The 10,945-nt window shown below is 36.7% G+C and carries 9 protein-coding genes; all 9 read left to right on the forward strand.

Annotated features, from left to right (window positions below):
* The first annotated feature begins 100 nt into the window (after positions 1-100).
* Positions 101-1,384, forward strand: coding sequence for a 3-phosphoshikimate 1-carboxyvinyltransferase (gene aroA / locus QM810_RS08070; protein ID WP_414254495.1), 1,284 nt, complete (start codon positions 101-103; stop codon positions 1,382-1,384).
* Positions 1,377-1,853 carry a shikimate kinase gene (locus QM810_RS08075; RefSeq protein ID WP_414254496.1) on the forward strand — a complete coding sequence of 159 codons (477 nt, stop codon included), beginning with the start codon at positions 1,377-1,379 and terminating at the stop codon, positions 1,851-1,853. Before aroA ends, QM810_RS08075 begins: the two co-directional genes overlap by 8 nt.
* Entirely contained in the window at positions 1,850-2,698 is an 849-nt protein-coding gene (gene pheA, locus QM810_RS08080; RefSeq protein WP_414254497.1) for a prephenate dehydratase, read from the forward strand. The genes QM810_RS08075 and pheA overlap by 4 nt, the downstream gene beginning before the upstream one ends.
* Positions 2,695-4,023: an LCP family protein gene (locus QM810_RS08085; RefSeq protein WP_414254498.1), complete on the forward strand. Its 1,329-nt coding sequence runs from the start codon at positions 2,695-2,697 to the stop codon at positions 4,021-4,023. Before pheA ends, QM810_RS08085 begins: the two co-directional genes overlap by 4 nt.
* A gap of 142 nt (positions 4,024-4,165) precedes the next feature.
* Positions 4,166-5,011 carry a LicD family protein gene (locus tag QM810_RS08090; RefSeq protein WP_414254499.1) on the forward strand — a complete coding sequence of 282 codons (846 nt, stop codon included), beginning with the start codon at positions 4,166-4,168 and terminating at the stop codon, positions 5,009-5,011.
* Positions 4,992-5,963, forward strand: coding sequence for a glycosyltransferase family 2 protein (locus QM810_RS08095; RefSeq protein WP_414254508.1), 972 nt, complete (start codon positions 4,992-4,994; stop codon positions 5,961-5,963). The genes QM810_RS08090 and QM810_RS08095 overlap by 20 nt, the downstream gene beginning before the upstream one ends.
* A gap of 21 nt (positions 5,964-5,984) precedes the next feature.
* Complete coding sequence (locus QM810_RS08100; RefSeq protein WP_414254500.1) at positions 5,985-8,141, forward strand: LicD family protein; 2,157 nt, start codon at positions 5,985-5,987, stop codon at positions 8,139-8,141.
* Between the two features lie 43 nt (positions 8,142-8,184).
* Entirely contained in the window at positions 8,185-8,997 is an 813-nt protein-coding gene (locus QM810_RS08105; RefSeq protein WP_414254501.1) for a LicD family protein, read from the forward strand.
* Between the two features lie 37 nt (positions 8,998-9,034).
* Positions 9,035-10,945: MBL fold metallo-hydrolase (locus QM810_RS08110; RefSeq protein WP_414254502.1), on the forward strand; the 1,911-nt coding region annotated here is incomplete at its 3' end.

Genomic DNA, 10,945 nt, shown 5'->3' on the forward strand with positions numbered 1-10,945 from the left:
TGAAAAAATATTATTAACTATCATAAAGTCAGGAATTTTTAAGAAATTTCTGACTTTATATGATAAAATAAGAAAAAGTATTGTCAGTATGAGGTCTAGTATGAAGTTAAAAACAAATATTTGCCACTTGAATGGTAGTATTCGAGTGCCAGGTGATAAGTCTATCAGTCATCGCTCTATCATTTTTGGGAGCTTGGCTGAGGGCGAGACTAAAGTTTATGATATCTTGCGTGGCGAAGATGTTTTGTCAACCATGCAAGTTTTTCGTGACCTCGGTGTTGAGATAGTGGACAAAGATGGTGTCGTTACCATTCAAGGTGTCGGCATGGATGGTTTGAAAGCTCCTCAGAAATCTCTCGATATGGGGAATTCTGGGACCTCTATTCGTTTGATTTCAGGCGTCCTTGCTGGTGCAGATTTTGAAGTGGAGATGTTTGGAGATGACAGTCTTTCCAAACGCCCTATGGACCGAGTGACTCTTCCTTTGAAAAAAATGGGAGTTAGCATTTCAGGTCAAACAGAGCGAGACTTGCCACCTTTGCACTTAAAAGGAACAAAAAACTTAAGACCTATTCAATACGAATTGCCGATTGCCTCTGCTCAGGTTAAGTCTGCCTTGATTTTTGCGGCTTTGCAGGCTCAGGGTCAGTCAGTCATCATTGAAAAGGAGTGCACTCGTAATCATACAGAAGATATGTTACGTCAATTTGGAGGAGACTTGAGTGTCGATGGTAAGAAAATCACTGTCCAGGGACCACAGAAACTAAGTGGACAAAAGGTTGTCGTTCCAGGAGATATTTCGAGTGCAGCTTTCTGGTTAGTAGCTGGTTTGATTGTTCCAAATTCTCGAGTGGTGCTCAAGAATGTTGGTATTAATGAAACACGAACAGGTATTATCGATGTTATCCGTGCTATGGGTGGAAAATTAGAAATTACTGATATTGACCCAGTTGCTAAGTCTGCAACCTTGACTGTTGAAACTTCAGATTTGAAGGGAACAGAGATTGGCGGAGCCTTGATTCCACGTTTGATTGATGAACTGCCGATTATTGCGCTCCTTGCAACCCAAGCTCAAGGGAAAACGGTTATCAAAGATGCTGAAGAACTTAAAGTCAAAGAGACGGACCGCATTCAAGTTGTCGCAGATGCTTTAAATAGCATGGGGGCAACTATCACTCCTACAGCAGACGGAATGATTATCAAAGGAAAATCTGTCCTCCATGGAGCCAGAGTCAACACCTTTGGAGACCACCGTATCGGTATGATGACAGCCATTGCAGCTCTCTTAGTTGCAGATGGAGAAGTCGAATTGGACCGTGCAGAAGCTATCAATACTAGCTATCCAAGCTTCTTTGATGATTTGGAGACCTTGATCCATGGCTAAGGTTTTACTAGGTTTTATGGGTGCAGGAAAATCTACCATCGCTAGAGGATTAGATCCTGACTTCGTAGACATGGATGCCATGCTGGAAGAACGATTGGGGATGTCGATTGCTCGTTCCTTTGAAGAAAAAGGAGAAGCAGCCTTCCGTCAGATAGAAGAAGAAGTTTTGGCTGATCTGCTAAAGACAGATCAAGTTATCTCCACAGGTGGAGGAATAGTCATTTCTCCTCGAAATCGTACCTTGCTTAAGCAGAATCCAGATAACATCTACCTAAAAGCAGATTTTGAGACCCTTTACCAGCGAATTTCAGCCGATAAGGACAATCAACGTCCACTATTTTTAAACAATAGCAAGGAAGATTTGGCTGCGATTTTTAATGAAAGACAAATCTGGTATGAGGAAGTGGCTAGTCAAATTGTTGATGTATCAAGATTAAGTCCAGAGGAAATTATAGAGGAACTGAAATGAAAATTGCCTATCTAGGTCCCAAAGGATCTTTTTCGCACCATGTTGTGCAGACGGCTTTTCCTCATGAGGAACTAGAGCCTTTTTCAAATATTACGGACGTTATCAAGGCCTATGAACAAGGTTTGGTGGACTATTCAGTAGTGCCAGTTGAAAATTCTATTGAAGGTAGTGTTCATGAGACCCTAGACTATCTCTTCCATCAAGCTCGCATTCAAGCTGTGGCAGAGATTGTTCAGCCAATCCATCAACAGCTGATGGCAGTACCAGGACAGTCTAAAATAGAGAAAATCTTTTCTCATCCGCAGGCATTAGCCCAAGGGAAGAAATTTATCGATGAACATTTTCCAGACGCTCAATTAGAAGTAACGGCAAGTACAGCATACGCTGCGCGCTATGTCTCCGAGCATCCAGGTCAGCCATTTGCAGCCATTGCTCCAAAAAGTTCGGCTGGAGAATATGGTTTGGAATTAATTGCTGAAGATATTCAAGAGATGGAAGCTAATTTCACTCGCTTTTGGGTGTTAGGTCCCAAGGCACCGCAAATGCCCTTGAACGCAAATGCTAAGAAAATGAGTCTAGCATTGACTTTGCCAGATAATCTTCCAGGAGCCTTATATAAGGGGCTTTCCACCTTTGCTTGGCGTGGGATTGACTTGACAAAGATTGAGAGTCGCCCCCTAAAAACAGCACTAGGTGAGTATTTTTTTATCATTGATGTGGACTATATTGATACCGAACTTGTTCACTTTGCTCAAAAAGAATTAGAAACGATTGGGATCCATTATAAAGTACTAGGAGCTTACCCTATCTATACCATACAGGAAAAAGGGAAGGAGAAAGAATGACTAGAGAGAATCCTTTGACACACCATGAAAAACTGAGATATGACTATCTTTTGAAAAATATTCATTATTTGAATGAGAAAGAAAAGAGAGAGTTTGCTTTTTTACAAGCTAAGCTGGATGGTCAACAAGAAGCTCGTTCAGTTGTCGTAGAAGAAGCAGAAAATCAAGACTATCAGGACTATACGGAATCTAATACAGGTCTACCGAGTTATACAAATCGTAGCCGAGCTAGTCGACGTAGTAGTCTACCTCAACCAAAAGCCAAGATTCCTAAGCAGAAGAAACCAAAGAAAAAAAGAGTCTTTCGATTTAAACGCATACTTGCTTGGTTAGGAATGCTGTTGCTTTGTGCTGCAGTAGGAATGATTTTCATGTTCCTGAAAGGTTTCCAATCAGCCAATCCGAATGGCTCAAGTGGATCAAAAGATGCCAAGGCTGCTCAAGTTGAAGTCTTCAATGGACAGGATACAAGAGATGGTGTCAATATTCTTATTTTAGGGACAGACGGCCGTATTGGACAGAATAGTGCAGAAACACGGACAGATTCCATTATGGTTTTAAATGTAAGTGGTAAGGATAAAAAGCTTAAGCTTGTAAGCTTTATGCGAGACAACCTAGTTTATATTGATGGTTATAGCCAAGTTATTAACGGACAAAAACAGGCTGATCACAAGTTGAATTTGGCCTACGAATTGGGGGAACAAGAAGGAAAACAAGGGGCTGAAATGGTGCGTAAGGTCCTTAAAGATAATTTTGACCTAGATATCAAATACTATGCCCTTGTCGATTTCCAAGCCTTTGCGACTGCCATTGACACGCTTTTCCCTGACGGTGTGACCATTGATGCTCAATTTTCAACCCTAAATGGAGTTCCGGTTACAGAAGCTACAGTTGGTGATGACTTGCATGCCACAGAAACTGAATCGCCTACACAAACTATTAAAGTTGGGACGCAACAAATGAATGGTTCAACTCTTCTCAACTATGCACGTTTCCGTGATGACGATGAAGGGGACTACGGACGTACTCGTAGACAGCAACAAGTCATGACAGCTGTTTTACAGCAAATTAAGGATCCTACAAAACTTTTCACAGGTTCAGAAGCCCTTGGAAAAGTATTCGCTATGACATCTACAAATATTCCATATACCTTCCTATTGACCAATGGTTTATCAGTTCTTGAGGGAGGTCAGAACGGTATTGAAAGACTAACAGTACCGGAACTTGGAGACTGGGTAGATGACTATGATGTCTATGGAGGTCAGTCACTTCGTATTGACCAAGAAGCCTATCAAAAAAAATTAGCTCAAATGGGATTTAGATGATAATAAAAACTAAATCAAAGCTTGAAACATCTAATAAAATAGGTGTTCTCGGGCTTTGATTTTTCACATAATCAGATGGATTTTTTGACCATTTTTTGGTATAATAAAATGATGTAATTCTATAGAAGAGGAAAAGAATGAGATGAGTGATTTAAAGGCAATTCAAGCCCGTAGTTTAGAGATGGCTGAATATTTTGTCGCCTTTTGTAAAGAACATAATTTGCTTTGTTATTTGTGTGGCGGAGGAGCTATTGGGGCTTTACGACATAAAGGTTTTATCCCTTGGGATGATGATTTGGACTTCTTTATGCCTCGTAAGGACTATGAAAAACTAGCAGAGTTATGGCCTCAATATGCGGACGAACGTTACTTCCTATCAAAAAGTGATAAGGACTTTGTCGACCGTAACCTCTTTATCACTATTCGAGACAAGGAAACAACTTGCATCAAGCCTTACCAACAAGATTTGGACCTCCCACACGGCTTGGCCTTGGATGTTCTTCCTTTGGACTACTACCCTAAAAATCCAGCAGAGCGTAAGAAACAGGTCCGCTGGGCTTTGATTTATTCCCTCTTCTGTGCACAAACTATTCCGGAAAAGCATGGAGCTCTTATGAAGTGGGGTAGTACCATTTTACTAGGAGTAACTCCTAAAGCCCTTCGCTATCGTATCTGGAAAAAGGCTGAAAAAGAAATGACCAAGTATGGACCAGCCGAAAGTGATGGCATTACAGAATTATGTTCAGGTCCAGGCTACATGAAGAAGAAATATCCAATTCAGGCCTTTGAAGATAGCATTTTCTTACCATTCGAAGGGACAGAAATGCCTATTCCAGTTGGTTACGATGTCTATCTCAGTACAGCTTTTGGTGATTACATGACACCACCGCCAGCAGACAAGCAAGTACCTCACCACGATGCTGTAATCGCTGATATGGATAAGAGCTACACAGAATATAAGGGAGAATATAATGCAAGAAAAAATTAGTATTATTGTTCCAGTATACAATGTAGAAAAGTATCTTGAACGATGTGTTGAGTCGATTTTAAAGCAGACTTATACCAATTTTGAATTGCTTCTTATTAATGATGGTTCGACAGATAATAGTGGTGAGTTGTGTGATCAGCTATGTTCTAAAAATGATAATATCAAAGTTTTGCATCTTGATAATGCTGGAGTTTCAAATGCTAGAAATGTAGGTATTCAAAACTCAAAAGGAGAATGGATTACTTTTATTGATAGTGATGATTTTATTACACCAGATTACTTGGAAACTTTACTAAGTGTAGTTGATAGTGACGATTCTATAGGATTTAGTATAGCACGTCTCCATCATATAAAAAATGGTCAAATTACAGAATTACCAGCTTTTTCAGGAAAAGTAGAGAAGTGGTCGACAGAACAGACAATGAGGGAATTATTGACGACAACTAGAACTTCTTTTTTCCCTGTTGCAAAATTATTTAAAAGAGAGATTATTTCAGATTTTACATTCAATACAGACTATCATTTGGCAGAGGATGCTTTGTTTTTAACAGAAGTCTTACTAAAAACCAGATGCAAAAGTGTATTTGTCGATAAACCAATCTACTACTATGATCATCGACAAGGTAGTGCGACAACTTCTGTCAATACGTATGTATTTGATACTTTAGAGGTCTATAAGATTATCATTTCTGAAGTTTTTCAAATATTCCCACAACTAAAAGCTGAATTAGTGAACAGAGAATGTTGGTCCTATATTACTGTGTACGATAAAATAATCTTTACAGAATCAAATCAATATCGAACTGAAAAAAATAAGTTGAGAAAGTGGATTATTAATCATTTATCTGAAATATTAAAAGATCCTTATTTTACTAATTTTCGAAAAATAGCCGTTTTGTCCCTCCTTGTTTCTCCATGGATTTATAGACAAATTGTCGGCTTGAATCAATAATGCCATTTAAAGGAGTTGAAGATGAATTTTTCAAAAACGAATGAATACTTTGAAAAATCAAAATTTTGGATTTCATATCTGTTTGTTTTTATTTCGATTTTAAGTATGAGTTCCCTAGTATATAAAGTTACCAACCCTGTCTATAAGGGATTATCGGCAGTTGTTGTTCTTTGTATTTGTTTAACATTATTATTAAATTGGAAACGAATAGAAATCGATAAGAAGTTTCTAAGTTTATTTGGGCTTTTAGCAGGTAGTCATCTAGTAGCTGCATTGGTTAATCGCTCGGGCCACTTGATAGGAAATATGGTTGAAATTTTCTTTATGATAACCTATATTTTACTATTTACTATGGTGAATTCAGAGTATCTTAAGAAGTTAATTCGCTTGATTGCAGGAACAGTTCAATTTGTTTCTTTTTTCTCAGCTATATTTGCTTTTGTTCTTTTAATTTTTAGAGTTTTAATATTATTTAAAATTGGAGAACAATCCTATTATTATGGTGTAATGAATGGACGCCTATGGGGTATTGTTAATCCGAATGCAAGTGCTATTTTTTCATATATCAGTATTGTTTTTGCATTGTACCTCATTCATAAAGGAAGTAAATACTCAGTTTATCTAAAGATAAATAATCTGATTCAGGTAATTTATTTTGCAACCATGCAGAGTAGAGGGGCCTTGTTATCAGTAATTTTGATGCTTGGATTTTATTGTCTTTTTGTTTCTAGAGGAAAACTACTCAAAAAATGCCTTACTTTTCTAGTAGCTAGTATCTTACTAACAGGTAGCAATATTGGTATTAGTTATGTAACTTCAGTATATATCTTAGGAGCTAAGGCAACTGTAATTGACTTAAATAAAGGTGAATCTTATTCTGAAACTGATTCGGATGTTGCTAAGAAAAATGGGGAGCTTCACTTGATTGAAACGACTCCAAGTGGGCGTACATATATTTGGAAAAATGCAATCAAAATGGGAAGTTCAAAACCGTTATTTGGCTATGGTGTTCGAAACGTATCAGATTATTACACAAAATACTTTAGTAAATTCGAAATTGAGAACTCACTGATTGGTGGGAATTTCCATAATATATTTGTAACAATTTTTGTAAGTTCAGGATTATTAGGTTTGCTTTCTTTCATACTTTTAATAGCTTATATCGCTGGAAGATTTGTCACTTATTTAATGATGTCTAAGAAGAACAGCGAAAAATTAATCATGATTCTATTTTTTGGTATTTTATTCGGACAATTGTTTGAAAGTCAGATCATGTATTCGACAAACTTTATCAATATCATTTTCTGGTTAGTGATTGGCTATGGTCTAACGATTTGTTTGAAAGAAAAAAATATTCGTTATGAGGAAGTGACCGATATTTCTGAAATCCAACAGATGGAATTAGGAATAATGGAATATATTCATGAAGTTTGTCAGAAAATTGGTGTTAAGTATTTCTTAGCTTATGGTAGCTTAATTGGTGCAGTGCGCCATCAAGGGTTTATTCCATGGGATGATGACATGGATATTTGTATGCTTCGTGATGATTATGAAAAGCTGCAAGATTATATGATTGCACACCCAAATGAGCGTTATGAACTAATGTCATACAAGAATAATGTCAATTATGTCTATCCATTCATGAAAGTTCAGGATAATCATACCTATTTGGTTGAAGAAGATGTTCGAATTGATTCAGACATGGGAATTTATGTCGATATTTTCCCTGTTGATGGGTATGAAGATGATCAGGCATTTAAAGATAAGATGACAAAGATTATTAAAAAGCGTCAATTAAGTTGTTACACTTTCAAAGGAATTACGAATACTAAAAGTGTAGTAAATTCAATTATCCGCTATATTTCTGTTATTATCTTTTATTTCACTAACACAAATAAGTATGTTTCTCAAATCGATGAATTAGCTAAATCTAGAAAAGTAGAAGATTATGAATTAGTGGACTATGTTGTCTATAAAGATATGAATAAGCCCGTTTGGAAACGTGAGTGGTTAGAACAAGTTGAAGCTGGGAGCTTTGAAGGTAAGAAATTTATGATTCCAAAACATTATCATGAAATTTTAACTTCAGATTATGGAAATTATATGCAGTTACCACCAGTTGAGCAACAAGTTTCGCATCATGACTTCAAATTGTGGAAGATTACTGAAAACCAATAGATTATTATTTAAACAAAGAAGTAGAGATTAGGGGTGACAAATAATGTCTGAAAAAATCTTAAGCCTTGAAGAAATCAAGCAAATTGAGCTTGGAATTCTAGAATACTTACACCAAGTTTGTGAAAAATATGATATCAAATATTTTATCGATTTTGGCACTTTATTAGGTGCAGTTCGTCATAAAGGTTTTATTCCTTGGGATGATGATACAGACATTTCTTTAGCTAGAGATGAATTTGAAAAGTTATATGCTGTTCTAAAAAACGATCATCACCCATACTATAAGCTGATTTCTTTCAGAGAAACTAAAGGTTATCCATATAGTTATATGCGTGTTTACGATATTCGAACACGGAGAGATTCGAATCTTTTAGATCCAAGTGTTGTGCTTGGAACTTGCGTAGATGTCTTCCCGTACGATGGTCTTGTTACAGATGAACAAGATCGTAAGAAAATGAAGCTCTATAAGCAATTAATTCGTCTATCGTCGTTAAACTTTAAGGGAATTAAATATGAAAATGGAGGAATTAAAAATCTTCCTCGTTATATTGCATCAGCAATATTTAGATTTACTTCTCCTCAATTGTGGAATCAAAAACTTGAACAACTTGCATTAAAATATAGTGTTGAAAATTCTACAGACTTAGTTTGTTCAACTTATGACTCTTACTATCCAGCTGGTATTAAAAAAGAATGGTTGTATGATACAATTGATATGACGTATGAAAATCTAATTCTAAAAGTACCAAGAAGATACCATGAGGTTCTTGTCTATGAGTTTGGTGAAGATTATATGACCCCACCCCCTGTTGACCAACAGACACCAGGGAATGAAAACAATTATTGGATTTATTAATGAAAGAGTATATAAAAAAGAGAAAGTTGAATGCCTTATGAAAACTATGAAAAAATCAATATTACTTAGTGCCTTGATCTTATCGGCATCAATAATTCAAGCACAAACAGTGAATGCAGATACTATTTCAACAGGTTCAGGGAATCGTATCCACTTTATCAATACAAAAGCTAACTCTGGAAGTGATGCTATTTTACTAGAAAGTAATGGCCACTATGCTTTGATTGATATGGGAGAGGATTATGATTTTCCGGATGGAACGGATACACGTTATCCAAATCGATGGGGAATTTCTATTAACAATTATCAAGTTTTGGAAGATCGGTTGATTCGCCACCTTGATCAATTAGGTGTCAAGAAATTAGATTTTATATTAGGAACTCATGTTCATAGCGACCATATAGGTGGAGCAGATGAAATTCTTAATCGCTATCAAGTCGATAAATTCTATTTGAAAAAATATTCGGATCAACGAATTACAAGTACTTGGGGATTGTGGGATAACCTCTTCAATTATGATAATGCTCTTCGTGCTGCACAGAATAAGGGTGTTACATTAATTCAAGATATCAAAGATCAGGATAGTCATTTCAAATTTGGTGACATGGATATTCAGCTTTATAATTATAAAAATGAATATGATTCTGATGGGAACTTAAAAAGAGTTCTTGATGATAATTCCAATTCAATTGTAGCAGTAGTAACTGTTGCAGGAAAAAGAATTTATCTTGGTGGTGACTTAGATAATGCTGAAGGAGCAGAAGACAAGTTAGGTCCTGTGATTGGCAAAGTAGATATGATGAAATGGAATCATCACTATGATGCTAAGATTTCTAATACAATTGACTTCATTAATCATCTTTCTCCTAGTATGGTCATTCAGACGACTGGAGGTGATATTAACCTTGCTTCAACGAGAGATTATCTCCAAAAGAAAAATATTCAAGTGATTCATGCATCTAGTCAAACTCAAGATGCAACAGTATTTGACATTAGTGATAAAGGTTTTACCAACGTTTCAGGAGATTTTCCAAATATTCCCACTGTTGATGAGAAATGGTATCAAGAAGATGGCCATTGGAAATATCGCTTGAAAGATGGTCAGATGGCTATCGGGTGGCAAGAAATTGATGGTAGCAACTATTTCTTTAACGGAAAAGGCCAAATGCAGGCAGGACGGTGGCTTAATGTAAATGATGGTTGGAATCCTTATGGTGAAGGAAATTGGTATTATCTTAATGCAAATGGTAAAATGCAAACTGGTGGATGGTTCTATCATGAAAATAGTTGGTACTATATCCAGTCAAATGGTGCAAGACGATTTAATGAATTAGCCGAAATCGGTGGGCAAAAATATCTCTTTGATAAAGATGGTAAAATGCTGACTGGCTTACAAGTCTTTAATGGCAAGAAGATGCTTTTCGCAAGTAGTGGCGCTCTTCAAACAGAAGGTAGCGCTTCAAGTTGGCAAAAACAAGGTTCAAGCTGGTATTATTATGATGAAGATGGTATTCGAACAGTTGGTAAAAAGAATATCAACGGCACTACCTATTACTTTAATCAAAATGGTATCATGCAAACTGGTTGGGCCTTAATTGAGGGTCATTGGAACTATTTTGCTAGTTCCGGAGCTATGAAAACTGGCTGGGTCAAGGATAAAGATACTTGGTACTACTTAGATAAAGAAGGTGTCATGCTAACAGGTCTTCAAGAAATTAATGGTTCTCGCTATTATCTCAATCCAAGTGGCGCTATGCAGACAGGTTGGAAATGGATCAATAACCATTATTACTACTTCGTAAGCAGTGGTGCGATGAAGATAGGTTGGCTCAAAGATAAGGACATCTGGTATTATCTAGATAAAGAGGGTGTCATGTTAACAGGCTTCCAAGAAATCGATGGTTCTCGTTATTATCTAAATGCAAGCGGAGCTATGCAGACAGGTTGG

The sequence above is a fragment of the Streptococcus infantis genome, from assembly GCF_047464155.1.
GTDB classification, from domain to species: domain Bacteria; phylum Bacillota; class Bacilli; order Lactobacillales; family Streptococcaceae; genus Streptococcus; species Streptococcus infantis_U.

Excerpts from the sequence above, each read along its gene's own strand:
- QM810_RS08085 (WP_414254498.1), top strand. The coding sequence starts at position 2,695 with ATGACTAGAGAGAATCCTTTGACACACCATGAAAAACTGAGATATGAC.
- QM810_RS08090 (WP_414254499.1), top strand. The coding sequence starts at position 4,166 with ATGAGTGATTTAAAGGCAATTCAAGCCCGTAGTTTAGAGATGGCTGAA.
- pheA (WP_414254497.1), top strand. The coding sequence starts at position 1,850 with ATGAAAATTGCCTATCTAGGTCCCAAAGGATCTTTTTCGCACCATGTT.
- QM810_RS08100 (WP_414254500.1), top strand. The coding sequence starts at position 5,985 with ATGAATTTTTCAAAAACGAATGAATACTTTGAAAAATCAAAATTTTGG.
- QM810_RS08075 (WP_414254496.1), top strand. The coding sequence starts at position 1,377 with ATGGCTAAGGTTTTACTAGGTTTTATGGGTGCAGGAAAATCTACCATC.
- QM810_RS08105 (WP_414254501.1), top strand. The coding sequence starts at position 8,185 with ATGTCTGAAAAAATCTTAAGCCTTGAAGAAATCAAGCAAATTGAGCTT.
- aroA (WP_414254495.1), top strand. The coding sequence starts at position 101 with ATGAAGTTAAAAACAAATATTTGCCACTTGAATGGTAGTATTCGAGTG.